At 59.3% G+C, this 24,690-nt stretch carries 20 protein-coding genes, 1 pseudogene and 1 other annotated feature; of the genes and pseudogenes, 10 read left to right on the top strand and 11 right to left on the bottom strand.

The window, feature by feature from the left end; all coding sequences use genetic code 11:
• Positions 1-11 precede the first annotated feature (11 nt).
• Complete coding sequence (gene pgpB / locus JL05_RS15445) at positions 12-773, bottom strand: phosphatidylglycerophosphatase B (RefSeq protein WP_033632902.1); 762 nt, start codon at positions 771-773, stop codon at positions 12-14.
• Positions 774-1,052: 279 nt separating this feature from the next.
• Here pgpB and ribA point away from each other — a divergent pair, with 279 nt between their 5' ends.
• Positions 1,053-1,646 carry a GTP cyclohydrolase II gene (ribA, locus tag JL05_RS15440; protein ID WP_004930678.1) on the top strand — a complete coding sequence of 198 codons (594 nt, stop codon included), beginning with the start codon at positions 1,053-1,055 and terminating at the stop codon, positions 1,644-1,646.
• Positions 1,647-1,702: 56 nt separating this feature from the next.
• Here the strand turns inward: ribA and acnA are convergent, their stop codons facing one another.
• Positions 1,703-4,375: an aconitate hydratase AcnA gene (gene acnA / locus JL05_RS15435; protein WP_021503816.1), complete on the bottom strand. Its 2,673-nt coding sequence runs from the start codon at positions 4,373-4,375 to the stop codon at positions 1,703-1,705.
• 301 nt (positions 4,376-4,676) lie between these two features.
• Between acnA and JL05_RS15430 the strand changes: the two genes are divergently transcribed.
• On the top strand, positions 4,677-5,534 hold the full coding sequence (locus JL05_RS15430; RefSeq protein ID WP_134942537.1) for a DUF6216 family protein: 858 nt from the start codon (positions 4,677-4,679) through the stop codon (positions 5,532-5,534).
• Between the two features lie 65 nt (positions 5,535-5,599).
• On the opposite strand, the gene cysB is transcribed toward JL05_RS15430, so the two are convergent.
• The 3 genes from cysB to topA form a co-directional block, all read right to left on the bottom strand.
• On the bottom strand, positions 5,600-6,574 hold the full coding sequence (gene cysB, locus JL05_RS15425) for an HTH-type transcriptional regulator CysB (protein WP_004930690.1): 975 nt from the start codon (positions 6,572-6,574) through the stop codon (positions 5,600-5,602).
• 371 nt (positions 6,575-6,945) lie between these two features.
• Complete coding sequence (gene tnpA, locus JL05_RS15420; protein ID WP_033633558.1) at positions 6,946-7,383, bottom strand: IS200/IS605 family transposase; 438 nt, start codon at positions 7,381-7,383, stop codon at positions 6,946-6,948.
• 174 nt (positions 7,384-7,557) lie between these two features.
• On the bottom strand, positions 7,558-10,155 hold the full coding sequence (gene topA / locus JL05_RS15415; RefSeq protein WP_015378045.1) for a type I DNA topoisomerase: 2,598 nt from the start codon (positions 10,153-10,155) through the stop codon (positions 7,558-7,560).
• 427 nt (positions 10,156-10,582) lie between these two features.
• Here topA and JL05_RS15410 point away from each other — a divergent pair, with 427 nt between their 5' ends.
• Positions 10,583-10,834: a YciN family protein gene (locus JL05_RS15410; protein ID WP_004930700.1), complete on the top strand. Its 252-nt coding sequence runs from the start codon at positions 10,583-10,585 to the stop codon at positions 10,832-10,834.
• Positions 10,835-10,885: 51 nt separating this feature from the next.
• Here JL05_RS15410 and sohB read toward each other — a convergent pair whose 3' ends face one another.
• Positions 10,886-11,932 carry a protease SohB gene (gene sohB, locus JL05_RS15405; RefSeq protein WP_004930703.1) on the bottom strand — a complete coding sequence of 349 codons (1,047 nt, stop codon included), beginning with the start codon at positions 11,930-11,932 and terminating at the stop codon, positions 10,886-10,888.
• A gap of 359 nt (positions 11,933-12,291) precedes the next feature.
• On the opposite strand from sohB, the gene JL05_RS15400 reads away from it, so the two are divergent.
• Together JL05_RS15400 and cobO are read left to right on the top strand one after the other, a co-directional pair.
• Positions 12,292-13,053, top strand: a complete 762-nt coding sequence (locus JL05_RS15400) for a YciK family oxidoreductase (RefSeq protein WP_033632900.1) — start codon at positions 12,292-12,294, stop codon at positions 13,051-13,053.
• A gap of 13 nt (positions 13,054-13,066) precedes the next feature.
• Positions 13,067-13,657, top strand: a complete 591-nt coding sequence (gene cobO / locus JL05_RS15395) for a cob(I)yrinic acid a,c-diamide adenosyltransferase (RefSeq protein ID WP_004930707.1) — start codon at positions 13,067-13,069, stop codon at positions 13,655-13,657.
• 39 nt (positions 13,658-13,696) lie between these two features.
• Here cobO and rluB read toward each other — a convergent pair whose 3' ends face one another.
• The 5 genes from rluB to rnm form a co-directional block, all read right to left on the bottom strand.
• Entirely contained in the window at positions 13,697-14,593 is an 897-nt protein-coding gene (gene rluB, locus JL05_RS15390; protein WP_015378049.1) for a 23S rRNA pseudouridine(2605) synthase RluB, read from the bottom strand.
• Positions 14,594-14,755: 162 nt separating this feature from the next.
• Positions 14,756-15,553 (bottom strand): alpha/beta fold hydrolase, encoded by a 798-nt coding sequence (locus tag JL05_RS15385; RefSeq protein WP_033632899.1) that lies wholly within the window; start codon positions 15,551-15,553, stop codon positions 14,756-14,758.
• 149 nt (positions 15,554-15,702) lie between these two features.
• Positions 15,703-16,062, bottom strand: a complete 360-nt coding sequence (locus tag JL05_RS15380; RefSeq protein WP_004932057.1) for a Rap1a/Tai family immunity protein — start codon at positions 16,060-16,062, stop codon at positions 15,703-15,705.
• A gap of 115 nt (positions 16,063-16,177) precedes the next feature.
• Positions 16,178-16,798, bottom strand: coding sequence for an L-threonylcarbamoyladenylate synthase (locus JL05_RS15375; protein ID WP_004932058.1), 621 nt, complete (start codon positions 16,796-16,798; stop codon positions 16,178-16,180).
• Between the two features lie 48 nt (positions 16,799-16,846).
• A complete protein-coding gene (gene rnm / locus JL05_RS15370; protein ID WP_033632898.1) occupies positions 16,847-17,728 on the bottom strand; it encodes an RNase RNM in 882 nt (293 codons plus the stop codon).
• A 239-nt stretch (positions 17,729-17,967) separates the two neighbouring features.
• Positions 17,968-18,071: a sequence feature (Trp leader region), on the top strand.
• A 24-nt stretch (positions 18,072-18,095) separates the two neighbouring features.
• On the opposite strand from rnm, the gene JL05_RS15365 reads away from it, so the two are divergent.
• From JL05_RS15365 to trpA, 5 genes and pseudogenes are all read left to right on the top strand, one after another.
• Positions 18,096-19,658: an anthranilate synthase component 1 gene (locus JL05_RS15365; RefSeq protein ID WP_033632897.1), complete on the top strand. Its 1,563-nt coding sequence runs from the start codon at positions 18,096-18,098 to the stop codon at positions 19,656-19,658.
• Positions 19,658-21,254: pseudogene (gene trpD, locus JL05_RS25760) on the top strand (bifunctional anthranilate synthase glutamate amidotransferase component TrpG/anthranilate phosphoribosyltransferase TrpD). Before JL05_RS15365 ends, trpD begins: the two are co-directional and overlap by 1 nt.
• A gap of 3 nt (positions 21,255-21,257) precedes the next feature.
• Positions 21,258-22,619 (top strand): bifunctional indole-3-glycerol-phosphate synthase TrpC/phosphoribosylanthranilate isomerase TrpF, encoded by a 1,362-nt coding sequence (gene trpCF / locus JL05_RS15350; RefSeq protein ID WP_172402668.1) that lies wholly within the window; start codon positions 21,258-21,260, stop codon positions 22,617-22,619.
• Between the two features lie 41 nt (positions 22,620-22,660).
• Positions 22,661-23,851, top strand: a complete 1,191-nt coding sequence (gene trpB / locus JL05_RS15345; protein ID WP_016927517.1) for a tryptophan synthase subunit beta — start codon at positions 22,661-22,663, stop codon at positions 23,849-23,851.
• A complete protein-coding gene (trpA, locus tag JL05_RS15340) occupies positions 23,851-24,657 on the top strand; it encodes a tryptophan synthase subunit alpha (RefSeq protein WP_033632895.1) in 807 nt (268 codons plus the stop codon). Before trpB ends, trpA begins: the two co-directional genes overlap by 1 nt.
• Positions 24,658-24,690 lie beyond the last annotated feature (33 nt).

Below are 24,690 nucleotides of genomic sequence, written 5' to 3'. Positions count from 1 at the left end.
GTGAAGAATGCTTATTCCGGCTTGCGCGCCGCGATTTCCTGCTGCTCTTGTGGCGGCGGCGTCAGCGGGCCGAACCAGCGCTGCGCCAGCCAGCAGGTGACCACCACCAGCAGCCAACTGATCAGCGTAGCCATCGCCAGATCGCGCGGCCAGTGCATGCCCAGCAGCAGACGGCTGCCCATCACCCCCGTTGCCCACACCATCAGCAGCGCAACGGTTTTATAATGACGGCGCGGCCACAGCAGCCCTACGCCCAACAGCGCCCAGGTGGCGGCGAACATCGTATGCCCCGACGGGAAAGCGAAGCCGGTTTCAAACTGCCAGTGCTTGCGCAGCCAGTTCGGCACCAGCGTCTGGTCTTGCAGTTGCTCGCGCACCAGCGCGCTGCGCTCTTTGCGATGCAGCGAATAGAAATATTTTCCGTCCACTCCGTGGGTTTGCTCGAGCCATACCACAAACGGCCGCGGTTCTTGCACCCGATCCTTGATCAACGACTTAACCCCCTGCCCAATCACCAACGCGGCGGAAAGCAGGAGCGCCAGACCGATGGCCGCCTTCAGCCGAAAGCGCAGGCACCACAAAAACCAACCGCAAAGGACAGCGCTGGTCAGAATGCCCCACGGCGAGGTTACGGTTTCGGTCACCCAGAACAGCGCTTTGAGCAGCCGATCATTGCCGCCGGGCTGCCAATGCCAGCCGGATGCCCATACGACCAGCGGCATCAACAGCAGCAGCAACGCGCCGCCCGCCGTACGTTTTGCTATCTCATACATTCCCGTTTTCCTCTGCGTGAATCAGGCTGCAGTGTAACAAGAGTGCAATATTGATAACACGCGAAAAATTAAACAGATACAAAACCTATCGCAATAATAGGTGGCCAGAAAACGCCATCTGCTGGTTTGCTGAGCACCGCCCGGCAAGAAGTTGTGGCAAAATAGCCGATAATTAACGAAATAGAGATCGGCGTAGCACGTTTTAGTCTTGGTCAATTTACTGAACCGGACTTAGGATGCGCGACAATGATTGAATCGTAGGTTTTTGTGGAGAGTGACATGCAGCTGAAACGGGTGGCAGAGGCTAAACTGCCGACACCTTGGGGCGATTTCCTGATGGTAGGATTCGAAGAACTGGCGACCGGACATGACCATCTGGCACTGGTATTCGGTGATATTTCCGGCGAAGCGCCGGTGCTCGCACGCGTGCATTCCGAATGCCTGACCGGCGACGCGTTGTTCAGCCTGCGCTGCGACTGTGGTTTTCAACTGGAAGCCGCACTGGAGCAAATTGCGGAAGAAGGCCGCGGCATCCTGCTGTACCATCGCCAGGAGGGCCGCAATATCGGCCTGTTGAACAAGATCCGCGCCTACGCCCTTCAGGATAAGGGTGCAGACACCGTGGAAGCCAATCACCAGCTCGGCTTCGCCGCCGACGAGCGCGACTTCACCCTGTGTGCCGACATGTTCAAACTGCTGGGCGTCGACGCGGTGCGTTTGCTGACCAACAACCCGAAAAAGGTCGAGATCCTGACCGAAGCCGGTATCAACATCAGCGAACGCGTGCCGTTGATCGTCGGCCGCAACCCGAAGAACGAACGCTATCTGGCCACCAAGGCCGCCAAAATGGGCCATTTGCTCGACCAGAAGTGATCGCCACCGCCGCGGAAACAATCAGGGCGCCTTACGGCGCCCTTTTTATTGATTAATTACAGCATTTTCCTGATCACATAGTGCAGGATGCCGTCGTTTTCGTAGTAAGTCAGCTCATTGCCGGTATCGATGCGGCACCGGGTGTCGACCACTTCCTTGCGCCCGTCGGCATAGGTGATGTGCACCGGCACCGTCTGGCCCGGCTGCAGCTGTTGCAGGCCGCCAACGCTGATCTGCTCATCCCCGGTCAGCCCCAGCGTTTTACGCGTCACCCCTTGCGGGAACTCCAGCGGCAAAATCCCCATGCCGATCAGGTTAGAGCGGTGAATACGCTCGAAGGATTCGGCAATCACCACCCGCACGCCCAGCAGGCGCGGCCCCTTCGCCGCCCAGTCGCGGCTGGAGCCGGAACCGTACTCTTTACCGGCGATCACCGCCAGCGGCACCTTCTCCTGCTGATACTGCATGGCGGCGTCGTAGATAGACAGCTGCTGTTGCGAAGGAATATGGCGGGTATAGCCGCCTTCCACGCCCGGCACCATTTCGTTGCGGATGCGAATGTTGGCGAAGGTGCCGCGCATCATCACTTCGTGGTTGCCACGGCGTGAACCGTAGGAGTTGAAATCCTGCGGCGCTACGCCATGCTCGCTCAGGTAACGCCCCGCCGGGCTGTCGCGCTTGATGTTACCCGCCGGCGAGATGTGGTCGGTGGTCACCGAGTCGGCCAGAATCGCCAGAATGCGCGCATCTTTGATGTCCTGCACCGGATCCGGCTTCACCTTCATGGTGCTGAAGAACGGCGGATGGCGGATATAGGTAGAATCCTCCTGCCACTGATAGGTCGCCGAACCGGTCACCTGGATCGCCTGCCAGTTGGCATCGCCGTCGAACACCTCGCCGTACTCCTTGTGGAACATCTCGGTGCGCACTTCTTCCACCGCCTGAGCGATGTCCCGGCTGCTCGGCCAGATGTCCTTCAGGTAGACCGGCTGGCCATCGTTACCCTCGCCCAGCGGCTCTTTGGTCAGATCGATCTTCATGCTGCCCGCCAGCGCATAAGCCACCACCAGCGGCGGCGAGGCCAGCCAGTTGGTTTTCACCAGCGGGTGGATGCGCCCTTCGAAGTTGCGGTTGCCCGACAGCACCGCGCCCACGGTCAGATCGCCCTCTTTGATCGCTTGCTCGATCGGATCCGGCAGCGGGCCGGAGTTACCGATGCAGGTGGTACAGCCATACCCCACCAGGTTGAACCCCAACTCTTCCAGATAAGCGGTGAGTTTGGCGCTGTCGAAGTAGTCGGTCACCACTTTGGAACCCGGCGCCAGCGAGGTTTTTACCCAGGGTTTGCTGCGCAGCCCTTTCTTGACGGCGTTTTTCGCCAACAGGCCGGCCGCCATCATCACGCTCGGGTTGGAGGTGTTGGTGCAGGAGGTGATCGCCGCGATCACCACTGCGCCGTCGCGCAGTTCGTGCTGCTGCCCGTCCAGCGTAAAGGTTTTGCTGTCTGTCTTGGCCTTGTGGCCGCCGATATCCAGCTCGGTAGCAGCCTTGAACGCCTGCGGCACATTCGGCAGCGCCACGCGATCCTGCGGGCGTTTCGGCCCGGCGAGGCTCGCCTCCACCGTCGACATATCCAGCGCCAGCGAGCTGGTGAATACCGGCTCATCTCCCGGATTGCGCCACATGCCCTGCGCCTTGGCGTAGGCTTCCACCAACGCGATTTGTTCGGCGCTGCGGCCGCTGAGCTTCATATAGCCGAGCGTAACGTCATCCACCGGGAAGAAGCCGCAGGTGGCGCCGAACTCCGGCGACATGTTGGCGATGGTCGCCCGATCGGCCAGCGGCAGATCGGCCAGGCCGTCGCCGTAAAACTCGACGAACTTGCCGACAACGCCGTGTTTGCGCAGCATTTGGGTGACGGTCAGCACCAGATCGGTGGCGGTAATGCCCTCGCGGAGCTTGCCGGTCAGCTTGAAGCCGACCACGTCCGGGATCAGCATCGACACCGGCTGGCCCAGCATCGCGGCTTCCGCTTCGATGCCGCCCACGCCCCAGCCGAGAATGCCCAGGCCGTTAATCATGGTGGTGTGGGAATCGGTGCCCACCAGCGTATCCGGATAGGCCACGCGGCGGCCGCTTTCGTCGCTGTGCCACACCGTTTGGCCAAGGTATTCGAGGTTAACCTGGTGACAAATGCCGGTGCCCGGCGGCACCACGCGGAAGCGGTTGAAGGCCTTCTGCCCCCAGCGCAGAAAGGTGTAGCGCTCGTGGTTGCGCTGCATTTCGATGCGCACGTTGTCTTCAAAGGCATTATCGTCGCCAAATTCATCGACGGTGACCGAGTGGTCAATCACCAGATCCACCGGCGACAGCGGGTTCACCTGGTCGACATTGCCGCCCAGCCGCCGTACCGCTTCGCGCATCGCCGCCAGATCCACCACCGCCGGCACGCCGGTAAAATCCTGCATCAGCACGCGCGCCGGACGGTAGGCGATCTCACGGTCAGCATGGCCGGTTTGCAACCAGGCGACGATGGCCTTGAGGTCGTCAACCTGCACGGTATCGCCATCCACATGGCGCAGCAGGTTCTCCAACAGCACTTTCATTGATTTCGGCAACCGGTCGATATCACCCAGCTGCTTCGCCGCCAGCGGCAGACTGTAGTAGTAATATTCGCTATTCAGCGCAACCAGCTTATCCAGGCTTGTTTCACGAAGATCGGACGACATAGCTCCTCCATTTCTTATTGTGATTAAAACAGGGTAATCAGTGAGGTCTTGTTTAAAGATACCACAAAGATAAGTTAACGTTTTGATAACAACACGATTTGATCACAACGATAGGCGGGAACAATCACAGAAGTTAATGTGAAGAGTGTCAGCGAGTTACCTTAACCGCCGCTCCGTGCCTGAAACGCCAACGCCGCATGAAACGGTTTCATCGAGCATGCGCGATAATTTCAATCGGCATTCCCCGATACATCAGCGATATTGAACATTCTGACAATAAAGCACGCGCATGGAGCACATTTTGAATATCACCATCGATCCAACTTTCCAAAATCTAATGGTAGCGGCAACATCACTCATACCGTTGATTTTATTTATCATTATTATCTATCGCACGCGTTCGGGGTATATTCTGCTCAAATTCTTGTGGGATAAAGTACTACGCGGTAAGGGCAGCCAATATGAGAGCATCAAAACATTCGACAGTGAACAGTATGAGGTGCATCGCTTTATTTACCATTACGGCATCAAGGTAAGAAACCTCACGGAAATTGAGGCAACGCTGCATTGGATGAAGAACAAAGACGTCGCAATGTATGAGTTGCGGCGCATAAAGGACAGATTTACCCCTAAAGATCAGAAAATTAGGCTGGCAAGCGCCATCGAGTTTGCCTACCTTGCCGTATCTATCGTGCTTTTGTACTTCATTACCATTGCCGCAACGAAACTGACAATCACCAATGAAGCCTGGTATGAGTTCAAACAGACCACGCACAGTTTTCTGTTGGGCAAAGATTATGCGAAAAACTCAGATCTGTTTATTCCGTTCACATCAGACAAAAAATGGGAACTGACACGAGAGCAATGCGGCGTCCGCGATGCTTTTCACCGCGCCGCCGAGGTGGGTCTATTGGAAAGTGAGGTACAATCAATCTGTTATCGACTCACCACCGGTGATGACAGTGAACGGCGCGCCGATGTCAAAGTACAAAAGAGAATAGGATGGACTCTTTTGGCATCAAGCCTTTATCTGCTTTACCTGGCTGTTATAACGATCGTCGCCGCCAAACGGGCCAAAGCGTTGGATAAGCGCATCAACCAACACGTTAACGCTTTACCTCAGTCTCAACCCCCGACGAATAACCAAGATGTGTCGTAAGCGGCAGCAAACAAAACAGGAGGGACAACCCCTCCTGTTTTGACGGACGCTCTGCCAACCTGAACCTATTTAATCGGCAGCTTGATGTCCTTGAACATCGCCTCTATCTCTTCGTTGGAGCGCAGCGCCACCGCGCTGTCGACCACGTCGCGCGTCAGGTGCGGCGCGAAGCGCTGAATGAAATCGTACATGTAGCTGCGCAGGAAGGTGCTGCGGCGGAAGCCGATTTTGGTGGTGCTGTAGGTGAAGATGTCGCGCGCATCCACCGTCACCAGATCCGGATCCTGCACCGGATCCACCGCCATGCTGGCGATCACCCCCACCCCCAATCCCAGACGCACATAGGTTTTGATGACGTCAGCGTCAGTGGCGGTGAAGACGATGCGCGGCGTCAGGCCGGCGCGGTTGAAGGCGGTGTCCAGCTCCGAGCGGCCGGTAAAGCCGAAGGTGTAAGTGACGATGGGGTAAGCCGCCAGCTCTTCAATGCTGATGCTGCTTTTGCCCGCCAAAGGATGATCGGGCTTCACCACCACCGCACGGTTCCAGTGGTAGCACGGCAACATGATGAGATCGTCGTACAGGTGCAGCGCCTCGGTGGCGATGGCAAAATCGGCGGTGCCCTTGGAGACCGCTTCGGCGATCTGCGTCGGCGAGCCCTGATGCATGTGCAGCGAGACGCGCGGGTAACGCTCGATAAAGCCCTTGATCACGTTGGGCAAGGCGTAGCGAGCCTGCGTATGCGTGGTGGCGACGTACAGCGAGCCTTTGTCCGGGTAGGTGTGTTCACCGGCAACGGCTTTGATGGCGTCTACTTTGGACAACACTTCACGCGCGATGCGAATGATTTCCTGGCCGGCGGGGGTGACCTGGGTCAGGTGCTTGCCGCTGCGGGCGAAAATCTGGATGCCCAGCTCATCTTCGAGCATGCGCACCTGTTTGCTGATGCCGGGTTGAGAAGTATAGAGCCCTTCTGCCGTCGAGGAGACATTCAGGTTGTGGTTAACCACTTCCACAATGTAACGAAGCTGCTGCAATTTCATATCTTATACCATCCTAGGTTAAACACTGCGGCTTACCCGCAGCCAGGTATATCGGTGTCGCCCCGGTATGCTGAAACTCACAAGCCATAAACCCCGTGTTCTACCCTGATGGTGAAGAAAACGCCGTTGTTAATAAGCTTTAATAATAAAAAAATTTTTTATATAACCACTATACCACGATGCAGCTTCAAGTATAGATCCGCGTCACACTATGATAACGATTATTTTGCATGGGTATCAACGTGAAACGGCGATGTCGGAGGGATAAAAACAGCAAAGGATAGATCCGTTTGCCCCTTTTCACCAGTAAAAGACCACCTCCTGAGGAGGTGGCTTTACACGACGCCCCCTAAAAGGGGGCCATTTTCGAGTTAATCCTGCAACAGCTCCATCTGCTGTTCGATCTCTTGGTCCTTCTTATCCTGATACTTCACGTATCGCCTGATAATTTCTTCGTTTACCCCTACCGTATCGACAAAGTATCCCCTTGCCCAAAAATGATTGCCCCACAACTTCTTTCGTATATGTGGGAAACGATTGTAAAGCCGGATTGCACTGCGTCCTTTCAGGACGCCCATCAACGTCGAAATCGATAGCTTCGGGGGGACTATCACGACCAGATGCACATGATCTGGCTGAATATTTAGCTCAAGAACTTCACAGTCCTTCATGTTGCAGAGGATATAAATTGTTCGGTAGAGCTCTTTGCCCACCTTGTCGCGGAGGATTTTAAATCGATACTTTGGCGTCCAAACCAGGTGGTATTTGCAACGCCAGAACACATGTGATGAACTCCTGTATAAACCCATGTTGGTGATTTCCTTCTTACTTGTGGTGAGTAAGCTGGAATATTCCGGCATGGGTTTCCTTCAGGCTAGAGCCTCACAGGTTCAATCACCACCTCCTTAGGAGGTGGTTTAAGGCTTACAATAAAAAACCAGCCGCCGGGGCTGGTTTTTCATCTTGCAGGCAGGGCATCGCCCCTACTTCTTGCCTTCGACCCACTTGCCGTCCACGTAGAACGCAGACCAACCGGTCGCCTTGCCGTCTTTTTCAGAGGAGACGTACTGCTGCTTGGTTTTACGGCTGAAACGCACCAGCGTTTTGTTGCCTTCGGCATCCGCCACCGGCGCATCGGCCAGATAGCGCAGTTTCTCCGGCAGACGATCCTTGAAGCGAGCCAGCTCTTCCACCAGCGGCGCGCGGGTCTCGCGCGATTTAGGGAAGGTGTTGGCCGCCAGGAACACGCCGGCAGCGCCGTCACGCAGCACGAAATAGGCGTCGGACTTCTCGCACGGCAGCTCCGGCAACGGCACCGGATCTTCCTTCGGCGGCGCCACATCGCCGTTACGCAGGATCTTGCGGGTGTTTTTGCAGTTCTCGTTGGTGCAGCCCATGTACTTGCCGAAACGCCCCATTTTCAGGTGCATTTCCGAGCCGCACTTGTCGCACTCCACCACCGGGCCGTCATAGCCTTTCAGACGGAACTCGCCCTCTTCGATCTCATAGCCGTCACACGCCGGGTTGTTACCGCAGACGTGCAGCTTGCGCTGGTTGTCGATCAGATAGCTGTCCATCGCCGTACCGCATTTCTGGCAGCGGCGGCGGGCGCGCAACGCGTTGGTTTCCGCGTCGTCGCCTTCGAGGATGTTGAGCACTTCCGCTTCCGGCACCAGGTTGATGGTGGTTTTGCAACGTTCCTTCGGCGGCAGCGCGTAGCCGGAACAGCCGAGGAACACGCCGGTGCTGGCGGTACGGATGCCCATCTTGCGGCCGCAGGTCGGGCAGTCGATGCTGGTCATCACCATCTGGTTAGGCCGCATGCCGCCTTCTTCCGGATCCTTCTCCGCCGTTTCCAGCTGCTCGCTGAAATCGACAAAGAACTCGTCCAGTACCGCTTTCCACTCGGCCTGGTTGTTGGCGACCTCATCGAGGCCGTCTTCCATGCGTGCGGTGAAGTCATAGTTCATCAGCTCGCGGAAGTTCTCTTCCAGACGATCGGTGACGATCTCGCCCATTTTTTCGGCATAGAAACGGCGGCTTTCCACCCGCACATAACCGCGATCCTGAATGGTCGAGATGATGGAGGCGTAGGTGGACGGACGGCCGATGCCGCGTTTCTCCAGCTCTTTCACCAGCGAGGCTTCGCTGTAGCGCGCCGGCGGCTTGGTGAAGTGCTGGCTCGGGATCAGTTTCTGCAGATCCAGCTCGCTGCCGATTTCGACGAACGGCAACGTGCGATCTTCATCGCCTTTGCGCAGGGCCGGCATCACCTTGGTCCAGCCGTCAAAGCGCAGCGTACGGCCCTTGGCGCGCAGCTGATAATCGCCGGCTTTTACCGTCAGCGTGGTGGAATCGTATTGCGCCGGCGTCATCTGACAGGCGACGAACTGACGCCAGATCAGCTGATACAGCTTCTGCGCGTCCGCTTCCATGTCTTTGAGCTGTTCGGCGAGCACGTTCACGTCCGAAGGACGGATCGCTTCGTGCGCTTCCTGCGAATTCTCTTTGCTGCTGTACTGATTCGGCGCCTTCGGCAGGTATTTATCGCCGAAGTTGTCGCCGATGTAGCCACGCACCATGTTAAGCGCATCCTGGCTCAGGTTGGTGGAATCGGTACGCATATAGGTGATGTGGCCGGCTTCATACAGCCGTTGCGCCATCATCATGGTTTTCTTCACGCCGAAGCTCAGGCGGGTGCTGGCGGCCTGTTGCAACGTGGAGGTAATGAAAGGCGCGCCCGGCTTGCTGCTGGTCGGTTTGTCTTCGCGATCCAGCACCGTGTAGCGGGCTTTTTCCAGCAACTTGACCGCGGCGTGCGTCTGCTCGCGGTTGACCGGCTTGAACGGTTTGTCGTGCGCATGGGTCACTTCCATCTGCAGCGCGGTTTCACCCTTCGCCAGCAGATCGGCATGCAGCTCCCAGTACTCTTCCGGCACGAACGCCTTGATGTCGCGTTCACGCTCAACCACCAGACGCACCGCCACCGACTGCACTCGGCCGGCGGACAGGCCGCGGGCGATTTTCTTCCACAGCAGCGGCGAGACCATATAGCCCACTACGCGGTCCATAAACCGGCGCGCCTGCTGCGCGTTGACGCGATCAATGTTCAGCTCGCCCGGCTGTTTGAACGCCTGTTGGATCGCGTTTTTGGTGATTTCGTTAAACACCACGCGGCTAAAGCGTTTGTCATCCCCACCGATCACTTCCCGCAGGTGCCAGGCGATGGCTTCCCCTTCGCGGTCAAGGTCGGTTGCGAGATAAATGTGGTCGGCGTTTTCCGCCAACGATTTTAACTCGGCGACCACTTTTTCTTTACCCGGAAGGATTTCATAATGCGCTTTCCAGCCGTGGTAAGGGTCGACGCCCATGCGATTTACCAGCGCCGCCTTCTCATCTTTTTTAACTTTTTTCTTGGCTTTGTCTTCGGTTGAGTCAGCGCTCTTTTTGCTGGCTGAGCCACTGGTCGGCAAATCACGGATGTGACCGACGCTGGACTTCACCACGTAGTCACTTCCTAAATATTTATTAATAGTTTTGGCTTTTGCCGGGGACTCAACTATTACGAGAGCTTTACCCATATTTACCTTTACCTAATTTATTTCTTCTAAAAAGAAGTCTTTTATCTCGCCGTGCCGCGGCAATTCGTGTCTCTTTTTTTATATTGCGGCAGTCTGGCAAGAGATCAACAGATTTTTTTCTTTTGGTTGCCCAACTGCTCAACCTGAACGCAAGTTGTTGATCCTGCCTGCTATTCACCCATGCCCCAGAAGTATGGCTGTGTGAGTTTTATTCATGGCGTAAACAAAACCTTCCACCCGACGCCGCAAAATCCCACACTGTACCTGATAAAAAGCGTCACGCAACCTAATTAGCATGGAAAGTCCGATTTCGCCAACCGGCGGCCGCCCATGGCCATCCAGACGGCAAATAAACCTTAGTCGGTTTGCGGATAAAAGCGAACCGGCGTTAGAATATGCGCAGAGTTTTTAGTTTGGAGTCTAATAAATGCGCACGAATACTGCACCTATCGGCCGCGAGGCCCTGCTGGCGGAAGCAAATAACATCATCCGCCAACACGAAGATTATCTGCACGGCATGATCGCCACCGACGTTGAACAAAAAAGCGGCGTTTTAGTTTTTCGCGGCGAATACTTTTTGGATGCCGATGGATTGCCCACCGCCAAAACCACCGCGGTATTTAATATGTTTAAACATTTGGCTCACCTGCTTTCGGAAAAATACCACCTGGTCGATTAAGACAAGAAAACGGGGGCACCTGGCCCCCGTTGATTCCTGCTCTCGTTGCCGTTACAACAACGGCTTTTCCCCACGCTGCCACCAGCGCAGCAGCAAACGATCGACGCTTTCCGCCGCGCTGCCGGTGAAGCGATCCATCAGGCGTTTGCGGCGCGTATAGCGCACGGCGATCACTTCGTGGTTATCCAGCTCGGCGATCAGCAAATCATCGCTGGTGCCGATGGCGTCGATCAGGCCCTTCTCTTTCGCCTGTGAACCGAACCAGTGCTCACCGGTAGCGACGCTGTCGATGTCGAGCGACGGGCGCTGCTCATGCACAAAGCGCTTGAACAGCTCGTGCGTTTCGTTCAGATCTTCTCGGAACTTCTCGCGCCCTTGTTCGGTGTTTTCGCCAAACAGCGTCAGCGTGCGTTTAAATTGCCCGGCGGTGTGCAACTCCACGTCGATATCGTTCTTTTTCAACAGGCGGTGGAAGTTCGGGATCTGCGCCACCACGCCGATGGAACCGATGATGGCGAACGGCGCCGCCACGATGCGATCCGCAACGCAAGCCATCATGTAGCCGCCGCTGGCCGCCACTTTATCCACCGCGACCGTCAGACGAATGCCGCCTTTGCGCAGGCGCTCCAACTGCGAAGCCGCCAGGCCGTAGCCGTGCACCACCCCGCCAGGGCTTTCCAGGCGCAACAGAACTTCATCCTGCGCCGACGCCACCGCCAGCACCGCCGAGATCTCTTCGCGCAGCGAGGTGACCTCGTGCGCGTCCATGCTGCCCTTGAAGTCCAGCACATACAGGCACGGCTTGGCCACTTCCACCGCGCCGGACTTGGCGCGCTGTTTCTTCAATTTGTCATCAGATTTAGTCTGCTTTTTGAACTGTTTCAGCCAAACCTTCTGCTCGGCGGCATCCATGCGCGCCAGGCGCATATCGCGCTGCATCTCGCGATACTGTTCGCCGAGATCGGTCAGCTGCAGCTCCCCTTTCTGGCGGCTCTTGCGTTGCCCCAAACTGACCGCCAGGATGGCCAACGCGGCGATGGCGAGCACCACCGTGGCGACCTTGGCCAGAAACAGGCCATAAACAGATATAAACTCCACAGATTCCGCCTTTATTTACAGGTTGTTAGTATGCTTATTTCCATTTTAGCCAACCGCAGCGGCTGCTGTCGCGGCTAAATGAAAATTCATTGCGCACAGAGCATCACTATGGGGACGATTTACGGCCGAACCAAGCCGCCACCGCCGCGCTTTTGTTACAAAAGAATGCCATTTCAGCCTGCTACGCATTGAAAATGCCCGCGGATTAAGGCATATAACACCCATTATTCATCAATATGATGAGACAGATTCGCTGCGCGGCCCGCAGACGGTCGAGCCTTCGCTCCCGCCCCGGCCGCGCGTTTCACCCTTGCTCCCCGATATCTGCGGGAGAACAGCCACCCAGGCGAGGATTTATCGTGCATTACCAACCCAAACAAGATCTGCTCGAACAACGTATCATTTTGGTCACCGGCGCCGGCGACGGCATCGGCCGTGAAGCGGCGCTGACCTACGCGCGCTTCGGCGCCCAGTTGGTGCTGCTGGGGCGCACCGAGAGCAAACTGCTGGCGGTACAACAAGAGATCGCAGCCCAGGGCGGTGCCCCGGCCCTGGTGGTGACGCTGGACTTGCTGCACGCCACTCAGGAGCAATGCCGGCAGATAGCCGACGATCTGGCGCGCCAGATCCCCCGCCTTGACGGCGTGCTGCACAACGCTGGCCTGCTCGGCGACATCGCGCCGATGGCCGACCTGTCGATGACCATGTGGCAAGAAGTGATGCAGGTTAACGTCAACGCCACCTTTATGCTGACTCAGGCGCTGCTGCCGCTGCTGCTGAAATCCCACGCCGGTTCACTGGTGTTCACCAGCTCCAGCGTCGGGCGTACCGGCCGCGCAGACTGGGGTGCCTATGCGGTGTCGAAGTTCGCCACCGAGGGCATGATGCAGGTGTTGGCCGACGAGTACAAAAACCGCAATCTGCGGGTGAACTGCATCAATCCGGGCGGCACTCGCACCAAAATGCGCGCATCTGCCTTCCCGCACGAAGACAAGAACAAGCTGAAAACCCCGACCGATATCATGCCGCTGTATCTGTATTTGATGGGCGAAGACAGCCGCCGCAAAACCGGCATGAGCTTCGACGCGCAGCCGAACCGCAAACCCGGCGCAGCCGAATAAGCAGGAGCGTTTCATGGCGGAAGATCGTCATCAACAGCGCCAGCAGCGCCTGAAAGAACAGGTCGATGCGCGCATCGCCGCGGCGCAGGACACCCGCGGCCTGCTGCTGGTGTTTACCGGCAACGGCAAAGGCAAAACCACCGCCGCCTTCGGCACCGTCACCCGCGCGGTCGGCCACGGCATGCGCGCCGGGGTGATCCAGTTCATCAAGGGCGAATGGCCCAATGGCGAAAAGAATCTGCTGCAGCAACACGGCGTTGAATTTCAGGTGATGGCCACCGGTTTCACCTGGGAAACGCAGAACAAGGCCGGCGACACCGCCGCCTGCCAGGCGGTGTGGCAGCACGGCAAACGCATGCTGGCCGACAGCAGCCTGGATCTGGTGCTGCTGGACGAAGTGACCTACATGCTGACCTACGGCTATCTGGAACTGGAAGAGCTGAAGGAAGCGCTCCTGCAACGCCCTGCGCATCAAACGGTGATCCTGACCGGGCGCGGCTGCCATCGCGATCTGCTGGAACTGGCGGATACGGTCACGGAGATGCGGCCGGTGAAACACGCGTTCGACGCGGGCGTGAAGGCGCAACAAGGGATCGATTGGTAACAAAACGTTCTGGCCCCGAACGGGGCCAGAATGGCGGGATTAGCTGCGTTTGCTTGGCTTGCCTGGTTTGCTGCCTGGCGCACTGCGGCGGCCGCTGCCGGCCACCTGCGAGTGGCGCTTGACCGCGCGGCGGATCTGGTTGGCCTTCACGCGGCGGCGCTCACGCTCCACCGGCATTTTGCTGACCGTTTCCGGTTTCAACTCCACCAGCTCGCGCAGGTAGTTGATCGCCGGCAGATCCAGTTCGGCCCAGCCGCCGCGCGGCAGGCCTTTCGGCAGATCAATGTCGCCGTAACGCACGCGGATCAGGCGGCTCACCTGCACGCCCACCGCTTCCCACAGGCGACGCACTTCACGGTTGCGGCCTTCGGTCAGGGTCACGTTGTACCACTGATTGAGGCCTTCACCGCCCTGGAAGCTGATGGTGCGGAATGCGGCCGGGCCGTCTTCCAATTGCACGCCTTTGCTCAGCTGCTTCACTTTCGCATCGTCGACCTGGCCGAACACGCGCACCGCGTATTCGCGCTCCACTTCACGGCTCGGGTGCATCAGACGGTTGGCCAGTTCACCATCGGTAGTGAACAGCAGCAGACCGGAGGTGTTGACGTCCAGGCGCCCTACCGCCACCCAGCGCGAACCGCGCAGCTTCGGCAGGCGATCGAACACCGTCGGGCGGCCTTCAGGATCGCTGCGGGTACACAGCTCGCCTTCCGGTTTGTAGTAAGCCAGCACCCGGCAAACCACCTCTTCGGACTCTTTGATCGACAGGACATGACCGTCCAGACGAATTTTCATCGCCGGGGTCACTTCAACGCGATCGCCCAGCTTGGCGACCTTGCCGTCGACGCTGACGCGCCCGGCTTCAATCATGGTTTCGATTTCACGACGCGAGCCATGCCCGGCGCGCGCTAAAACTTTCTGTAACTTTTCGCTCATTGAGCAACCTCTAATGTCGCCTTCACAGGCGTCGGGGGGATAACCGCCGCGGCCAATCGCCACCACGGTAATAATACGTTTATCAGGATCGAACCGCGTATTATACAGGCTTTCTAAGGTGTTGAAACCCACTTTATCGGCGGTGGCCCCCACAGGCGGCGTTCACGGCGCCAAAAAATCCTCCACTGCCCACAGCACCGCGTCAGGCCGTTCCAGAATACCGAGGTGAGTGCGGGCCTCCCCTAGACGCACCACGGAGAAAAACGGCTGCTCGGCGGCAAATGCCTGCTGTTGCCGCAGGTAGTCGTCGCGGCGATCCAACGAGTAGATGTGCCGGCACGGCGGCGGCGCGCTCATGCCCGCCAGGCGTTGCAGCGGCGAGCCGAATTGCCGGTAGGCCTGTTCGATGGCCACCCCGGCGGCACGCCAAAGCCGGTAATCCTCCTGCGCCATCTCGACCTCCAGATGGCGTTTGACCCGATCGTGGCGGATACCGCCCTGCCAAAAGTCGAACAAGGCGTCGCGTGCCGCCAGCCACTGCTGCGGTTGCTGCATGCGGCTCACCGCCGTAAAGAACGCCGGCTCCGGCCGCGTCATGATCCAGTCGAGAAACACCATGCCCCGTACCCGTTGCGGCAACGCTTCGGCCAACGCTACCGCCAGCCAGCTGGCGTGCGCCACCGACAGAGTGACCGCGTTATCCAGACACAGCGCCGTCAGAAGTTGGCGCACATCCTCCAGCAAGTCGTCCGCCGTCAGCGACATCTCCGTGGCTTTTGACGACAGGCCATGGCCGCGCCAGTCGATGCTGATCACCCGATAGCGTTCGGCCGCCAGAGCGATGAACGGCTCAAACACGGTTTTCGGTTCGCACCAGCCGGGCAGCAACACCAACGTGAGCGGCCCTGAGCCGACATCCTGATAGTCGAGTATCATGTTGGCACTGTGAAATGCGGTCATATTACCTCCTGCGCGTCTCTCCCCGACCCGTTCGGGGAATACCGACGGGGATAAGGTGACAGCGCAGCAAGTATTGATCTATTGAAGTTCGTGCGGAAAGCCCCCTGGGCGCATCTTATGAAAAAATGCGCACTAATTGGAATGGGAACTTAATGACGCACGCAGGGATAGGCGGCACTTAACGCCAGCATGATCACCGACGGTGCGGAATAATGCAGTTGCTCAGGATGCTCGTTCAAATACTGCATCACCGCGTCGGCGGCTACGCCGATGCTCATCCCGGCTTCCGGGCAGATATTGCGATTGCCCTGCATGGAATAAGTATCGAATACGCCGGCGACGTATCCCATGAACATGCCGCCATTCAGCGCTTCGGCCACGGTGGCTTCACCGCTTTTATTTTTTACGTAACCGCTGGATTCCGCCAGCAGACCACTGCCCGAATAAAACCCCGCATTTGCCATTGAGGAAAATAATAAGGCCGCTAAAAAAGAAACCTGTTTAATCATTGCTGCGCATCCTGCCCATTATCAATTCTGAAGTCTTCAAGAATAGCGGCTTTCACGCGAAATAGCGTCGCTTCAGCCGATTTTCAGACAATGGGCAAGGTGGCAACAATTGACATCAACGGAAAGGCGCCGCGTCGCCCGCCCCCTCACGCACCACTTCCGGCGAGGATTCGGTCAGATCGATCACCGTGGTCGGCTGTTGGCCGAGGAAGCCGCCGTGGATCACCAGATCGACCACCTTGCCCAAATGATCGTTGATCTCTTCCGGATCGGACTCGGCAAAATCATTGCCCGGCAGCATCAGGGTGGTGGACATCATCGGTTCGTTCAGCGCCTCCAGCAGCGCCAATGCGATCGGGTTCGACGGCACGCGCAGGCCGATGGTTTTGCGCTTTTCATTCATCAGGCGGCGCGGCACTTCTTTGGTCGCTTTCAGAATGAAGGTGTAGTTGCCCGGCGTATTGTTTTTAATCAGGCGGAACGCCGTATTATCGACGTGCGCATAAGTCGACAACTCGGACAGATCGCGGCACATCAGGGTGAAATTGTGGTTGCCGTCCAACTGACGGATGCGGCAAATGCGTTCCATCGCCGCCTTCTCCTCCAACATGCAACCCAGCGCGTAGCCGGAATCGGTGGGATAAACGATCACCCCGCCCTTGCGCAGCACCTCAACCGCCTGGTTAATCAAACGCGGCTGTGGGTTGTCCGGGTGAATATAAAAAAGCTGACTCATGACTTGCTCCTAAAAATGATGCCCGCGCGCGTTGCCACGCGCGAAAAATCAGACCGCCTCGCCAGGCTGCGGCCAATCGCGCCACACCGGCTCGACCCCGCCCGGCAGCCACAGTTTGCGGCCCAGTTCGATCCACGAACAAGGCTGATGAAAATCAGATCCTTGCGAGGCCAACAGGCGGTAGTCCTGGGCGTATTTCGCCAACTGCGAGCGCTCATGCGGCGCCTGCTGACACTGCGCCACTTCCATGGCGTCGCCGCCGTGTTCGGCGAAATGCGCCAGCAAACGTTTCAACCACTTCGCGGTCAGATCGTAACGGCCGGGATGCGCTATCACCGCCTGGCCGCCCGATTGATGAATCGCATCAATGGCTTGTTCTATTGTACACCACTGCGGCGGCACGTAGCCGGTTTTGCCTTTGGCCAGATATTTCTTGAACACCTGCGCCATGTTGTCCGCCACGCCAATCTCCACCAGGTAACGGGCGAAATGGCCGCGGGTCACCGCACCGGCCCCCGCTAACCGCTGGGCGCCGGCATAGGCGTCGGGAATGCGCGCTTTACCCAGACGCGCGCCGATCTCCTGCGCCCGCCGGTTGCGACGTTCGGTTTGTTCCGCCAATAGCGCCACCAGCGCCGGGTGCGCGACGTCCATGCCCAACCCAACGATATGAATTTCATGATTTTCCCACAGCGTCGAGATTTCCACCCCGTTGACCAGCCGCAGCGGCAACGCCTGCTCCGCAATGGCGGCGGCGGCCTCAGCCAAGCCTGCGGTGGTGTCGTGATCGGTGATCGCCAGCACGCCCACGCGCATCTCTACCGCCCGCAGCACCAGCTGCGTCGGCGTCAGGTAGCCGTCGGAGGCGGTCGTGTGGCTGTGGAGGTCGTACAGAGTAAAAGCGATGGATGGGGGGTTACTGTCTGTCAAAACGGCTATCCGGCAATGGCTTGGTTTTCTATCATACCCGCGATCGGCGGCCGGACGGAAATCTATTCTGCGCCAGGCAGACGATGAATAGAATTCACGCTGACCGCTAAAACATTGTGCAAAAAGAGGGTTGACTTTGCCTTCGCGAACCAGTTAACTAGTACACAAGTTCACGGCAACGGCCGTGTCGGATGAGAGTTAACAAAGAGAGTCTGCAAATGAACACATACATTTCTCTTCACGGTTGGTGGCGTACCTCCCTCTTGCGGGCGGTGTAATCGCGCATAGCTGTCATCTGACAATGCAGATTTCCTGAGCCCGCACCTGATGCGGGCTTTTTTATGGACAGAATTCACTGGAACCACCGATGATGAACACCAAACCACAACTGACATTGCTGAAGGCGCAAGCCAGCTACCGGGGCGATCCCACCACCCTTTTCCACCAGCTGTGCGGCGCCCGTCCGGCCACCCTGCTGCTGGAGTCGGCGGAAATCAACAGCAAACAGAATCTGCAGAGCCTGCTGGTGATCGACAGCGCGCTGCGCATTACCGCACTGGGCCACACCGTCAGCGTGCAGGCGCTGACCGCCAACGGCGCGGCGCTGCTGCCGCTGCTGGACGAAGCGCTGCCGCCCCAAGTGCGCAATCAGGCACGCCCCAACGGCCGCGAACTGACCTTCCCGGCGATCGACGCGGTGCAGGACGAAGACGCCCGCCTGCGTTCACTGTCGGTGTTCGACGCGCTGCGCACGCTGCTGACGCTGGTCGACTCTCCGGCGGACGAGCGCGAAGCCGTGATGCTGGGCGGCCTGTTCGCCTATGATTTGGTCGCCGGTTTTGAAAACCTGCCGGCGCTGCGCCAGGATCAACGCTGCCCGGACTTCTGCTTCTATCTGGCGGAAACTCTGCTGGTGCTGGATCACCAGCGCGGCTCGGCCCGCCTGCAGGCCAGCGTCTTCAGCGAACAAACGAGCGAGACACAGCGCCTGCAGCAGCGTCTGGAACAGCTGCAGGCCGAGTTGCAACAACCCCCGCAGCCGATCCCGCACCAAAAGCTGGAGAACATGCAGCTGAGCTGTAACCAGAGCGACGAAGAGTACGGCGCGGTAGTCAGCGAGCTGCAGGAAGCGATCCGCCACGGCGAGATTTTCCAGGTGGTGCCGTCGCGCCGTTTTTCCCTGCCATGCCCGGCGCCGCTGGCGGCCTACCAAACCTTAAAAGACAACAACCCCAGCCCGTACATGTTCTTCATGCAGGATGATGACTTCACCCTGTTCGGCGCTTCGCCGGAGAGCGCGCTGAAATACGATGCGGGCAATCGCCAAATCGAAATCTACCCGATCGCCGGCACCCGCCCGCGCGGCCGCCGTGCCGATGGGTCGCTGGATTTGGATCTCGACAGCCGCATCGAGCTGGAAATGCGCACCGACCACAAAGAGCTTGCCGAGCACCTGATGCTGGTCGATCTGGCGCGCAACGATCTGGCGCGCATCTGCCAGGCCGGCAGCCGCTACGTGGCCGACCTGACCAAAGTAGACCGCTATTCGTTCGTCATGCATCTGGTTTCCCGCGTGGTGGGCACCCTGCGCGCCGATCTCGACGTGCTGCACGCCTACCAGGCCTGCATGAACATGGGCACCCTCAGCGGCGCGCCGAAAGTGCGGGCGATGCAGCTGATCGCCGCCTCCGAAGGCACGCGCCGCGGCAGCTACGGCGGCGCGGTGGGCTACTTCACCGCCACCGGCGATCTGGATACCTGCATCGTCATTCGCTCCGCCTACGTTGAAGACGGCATCGCCACCGTGCAGGCCGGCGCCGGCGTGGTGCTGGATTCCATCCCGCAGGCGGAAGCCGACGAAACCCGTAATAAAGCCCGTGCCGTGCTGCGCGCCATCGCCACTGCGCACCATGCCAAGGAGGTGTTCTGATGGCCGATATCCTGCTGCTCGACAACGTCGATTCCTTTACCTACAACCTGGTCGATCAGCTGCGCGCCAGCGGCCACCAGGTGGTGATTTACCGTAATCAGATCGCCGCCGAGGTGATCATCGAGCGTCTGCAACAGATGGAACAGCCGGTGCTGATGCTGTCGCCCGGCCCTGGCGCCCCTTCCGAAGCGGGCTGTATGCCGGAACTGCTGCAACGCCTGCGCGGCCAACTGCCGATCATCGGCATCTGCCTCGGCCACCAGGCGATCGTCGAAGCCTATGGCGGCCAGGTCGGCCAGGCGGGCGAGATCCTGCACGGCAAAGCCTCGGCGATCGCTCACGATGGCGAAGGCATGTTCGCCGGCATGGCCAATCCGCTGCCGGTGGCGCGCTACCATTCGCTGGTCGGCAGCAATATCCCGGCCGATCTCACCGTCAACGCCCGTTTCGGCGAAATGGTGATGGCGGTGCGCGACGACCGCCGCCGCGTGTGCGGCTTCCAGTTCCACCCGGAATCGATTCTGACCACCCACGGCGCGCGCCTGCTTGAGCAGACCCTGGCCTGGGCGCTGGCGAAGTAATATAAGGAACACGACGATGCAACCTATTCTTGAGAAACTGTACCGCGCCGAGTCGATGAGCCAGCAGGAAAGCCAACAGCTGTTCAGCGCCATCGTGCGCGGCGAGCTGGAGCCGAGCCAACTGGCGGCGGCGTTGATCAGCATGAAAGTCCGCGGCGAGCGCCCGGAAGAGATCGCCGGCGCCGCCAAAGCGCTGCTTGACGACGCTCAGCCGTTCCCGCGCCCTGACTATCTGTTCGCCGATATCGTCGGCACCGGCGGCGACGGCACCAACAGCATCAATATTTCCACCGCCAGCGCCTTCGTGGCGGCGGCGTGCGGCGCGAAGATCGCCAAACACGGCAACCGCAGCGTCTCCAGCCGTTCCGGCTCTTCGGATCTGCTGGCGGCGTTCGGCATCCGCCTGGATCTGCCGGCGGAAGAAGCGCGCAAGGCGCTGGACGATCTCGGCGTGTGCTTCCTGTTCGCGCCGCAGTACCACACCGGTTTTCGTCACGCCATGCCGGTGCGCCAGCAGCTGAAAACCCGCACGCTGTTCAACGTGCTGGGCCCGCTGATCAACCCGGCGCGCCCGCCGCTGGCGCTGATCGGCGTTTACAGCCCGGAACTGGTGCTGCCGATCGCCGAAACCCTGCGCGTGCTGGGTTATCAGCGTGCGGCGGTGGTTCACGGCGGCGGCATGGACGAGGTGGCGATCCACGCCCCGACGCACGTGGCGGAATTGAACAACGGCGAAATCAGCAGCTACCAGCTCACGCCGCAGTCCTTCGGATTAGAAACCTATCCGCTGGAAGCCTTGCTGGGCGGCACGCCGGAAGAAAACCGTGACATTTTGGCGCGGCTGTTACAAGGTAAAGGCGAGCCGGCGCACGCCGCGGCGGTCGCGGCCAACGTCGCGTTGCTTCTGAAGTTATTCGGACATGAAGACCTGCGCCAAAATGCGCGGCAGGCACTGGATATGATCAACAGCGGGCAGGCTTATGAGCGTGTCATCGCACTGGCGGCAAGAGGATAAATGATGCAGGAAACCGTGCTACACAAGATTGTCCGCGACAAAGCGCAATGGATCGCGGCGCGACAACAGCAACAGCCCCTGGCCGGCTTTCAGAACGACATCGTGCCGAGCGAACGCAGCTTTTATCACGCGCTGCAGGGCACCCGGACGGCTTTCATTCTCGAATGCAAGAAGGCTTCGCCTTCCAAAGGGCTGATTCGCGAGAACTTTGATCCGGTAGAGATCGCCACGGTGTATAAAGATTTCGCCTCGGCGATCTCGGTGCTGACCGACGAGAAATACTTCCAGGGCAGCTTCGATTTCCTGCCGCTGGTCAGTAAAACCGTCAGCCAACCGGTGTTGTGCAAAGACTTTATCATCGATCCGTATCAGATTTACCTGGCGCGCTACTATCAGGCCGATGCCGTCCTGCTGATGCTGTCGGTGTTGACCGACGACCAGTATCGCCAGTTGGCGGCGGTAGCCCACAGCCTGAATATGGGCGTGCTGACCGAAGTGATCAGTGAAGAAGAACTGCAGCGCGCGATCGCGCTGGAAGCGCGCGTGGTCGGCATCAACAACCGCGATCTGCGCGATCTGAGCATCGATCTGAACCGCACCCGCCAGCTGGCGCCGCGCGTGCCGCATGGCGTGACGGTGATCAGCGAGTCAGGCATCAACAGCTATGGGCAGATCCGCGAACTGAGCCATTACGCCAACGGCTTCCTGATCGGCAGCGCGCTGATGTCGGAACCCGATCTGCGCGCCGCCGTGCGCCGCGTGATCCTGGGCGACAACAAAGTGTGCGGCCTGACCCGTCCGCAGGACGCCGCCGCCGCCTATCAGGCCGGCGCCATCTACGGCGGGCTGATTTTCGTTGGCCGTTCGCCGCGCTATGTGGACATCACCCGCGCCCGCGAAGTGATCTCCGGCGCGCCGCTGAAGTATGTCGGCGTGTTCTGCGACGCCCAGCTCGATACCGTGGCGTTGACCGTTGAGCGCCTCGGGCTGCATGCGGTGCAACTGCACGGCGCGGAAGACCAGGCCTATATCAGCGCCCTGCGCGCCCGTTTGCCGGCCGATTGCCGCATCTGGAAAGCGCTGAGCGTGAAAGATCGGGTGCCGGCGCGCGATCTGCAGCATGTCGATCGCTACCTGCTCGACAACGGCGCCGGCGGCACCGGCCAACGCTTCGACTGGTCGGTATTGCAAGGCGAAGATCTGACTAACGTGATGCTGGCGGGCGGCCTGCGCGCCGACAACTGCGTCGAAGCGGCCAAGCTCGGCTGCGCCGGGCTGGACTTCAACTCCGGCGTGGAAAGCGAACCGGGCATCAAAGATCCCGCGCGCCTGGCCTCGGTCTTCCAGACCCTGCGCGCCTACTGAATACGGCTCTATATTAATAACGGATAATAACGGGAACTCTCATGACGCTGCTTAACCCCTACTTCGGCGAATTTGGTGGCCAATACGTGCCGCAAATTCTGATGCCGGCCCTGAAACAACTGGAAGAAGCCTTTGTCAGCGCCCAGCGCGATCCGGCGTTTCAGGCGGAATTTATCGATCTGTTGAAGAACTACGCGGGCCGCCCGACGGCGCTGACGCTGTGCAAAAACCTCACCGCCGGCAGCAACACCAAGCTTTATCTGAAGCGTGAAGACCTGCTGCACGGCGGCGCACACAAGACCAACCAGGTGCTGGGTCAGGCCTTGCTGGCCAAGCGCATGGGCAAAACCGAGATCATCGCGGAAACCGGCGCCGGCCAGCACGGCGTCGCGTCGGCGCTGGCCTGCGCGCTGCTCGGCCTGAAATGCCGCATCTATATGGGCGCCAAAGACGTTGAGCGCCAGTCGCCGAACGTCTTCCGCATGCGGCTGATGGGCGCGGAAGTGATCCCGGTGCACAGCGGCTCCGCTACGCTGAAAGACGCCTGCAACGAAGCGCTGCGCGACTGGTCCGGCAGCTATGAAACCGCCCACTATATGCTCGGCACCGCCGCCGGCCCGCACCCGTACCCCACCATCGTGCGTGAATTCCAGCGCATGATCGGCGAAGAAACCAAAGCGCAGGTGCTGGAGCGCGAAGGCCGCCTGCCGGATGCCGTCATCGCCTGCGTCGGCGGCGGCTCCAACGCCATCGGCATGTTCGCCGACTTTATCGATGATGCCGACGTTGGGCTTATAGGCGTGGAACCTGCCGGCCTGGGCATCGAGACCGGCCAGCACGGTGCGCCGCTCAAGCATGGCCACGTCGGCATCTACTTCGGTATGAAAGCGCCGATGATGCAGACCGCCGAAGGCCAGATTGAAGAATCCTATTCAATCTCCGCCGGGTTGGACTTCCCGTCCGTCGGGCCGCAGCACGCCTTCCTGAACAGCATCGGCCGAGCCGAATACGTGTCGATCACCGACGACGAAGCGCTGGAAGCATTCAAGGCGCTGTCGCGCCATGAAGGCATCATCCCGGCGCTGGAATCCTCGCACGCCCTGGCGCACGCGCTGAAAATGATCCGTGAAACGCCGCAGAAAGAACAGATCCTGGTGGTCAACCTGTCCGGCCGCGGCGACAAAGACATATTTACCGTTCACGACATTTTGAAAGCACGGGGAGAAATCTGATGGAACGTTATCAGCAACTGTTCAAACGCCTGGAAAGCAACAAGGAAGGCGCCTTCGTCCCGTTCGTGACGCTGGGCGATCCTAATCCGACGCTGTCGCTGCAGATTATCGACACCCTGATCGAAGCCGGCGCGGACGCGCTGGAGCTGGGCATCCCCTTCTCCGATCCGCTGGCGGATGGCCCAACCATCCAGAGCGCGACGCTGCGCGCTTTCGCCGCCGGCGTCACGCCGACCCAGTGCTTCGAGATGCTGGCGGTCATCCGCCAGAAGCACCCGACCATTCCCATCGGCCTGCTGATGTACGCTAATCTGGTGTTCCATAAAGGCATCGATGGGTTTTACCAACGCTGCGCCGAAGTGGGCGTGGATTCGGTGCTGGTCGCCGACGTGCCGTTTGAAGAGTCTGCGCCGTTCCGCGCCGCCGCCGCTCGTCACGGTATCGCACCAATCTTCATCTGCCCGCCGAACGCCGATGACGATCTGCTGCGCGAAATCGCTTCGCACGGCCGCGGCTATACCTACCTGCTGTCGCGCGCCGGCGTCACCGGCACCGAAAGCCGGGCGCAGCTGCCGCTGCATCACCTGGTGAACAAGCTGCGCGAGTATCACGCCGCGCCGCCGCTGCAGGGCTTCGGCATCTCCGAGCCCGAGCAGGTGAAGGCCGCGCTGCAGGCCGGGGCCGCCGGCGCGATCTCCGGCTCGGCCATCGTCAAAATCATCGAACAGCACCATGCCAACCCGGCGGAGATGCTGACCAAGCTGGCGGCCTTCGTCAGCAATATGAAGCGCGCCACCCGGGCGTGATCCTCTCCAGCGAGCGCCCCGCCGGCGCTCGCT

This window comes from Serratia nematodiphila DZ0503SBS1 (genome assembly GCF_000738675.1).
GTDB classification, from domain to species: Bacteria; Pseudomonadota; Gammaproteobacteria; order Enterobacterales; family Enterobacteriaceae; genus Serratia; species Serratia nematodiphila.
The sequence above is the reverse complement of the archived record's forward strand: the minus strand, read 5'-3'. Positions and strand labels throughout refer to the sequence as shown.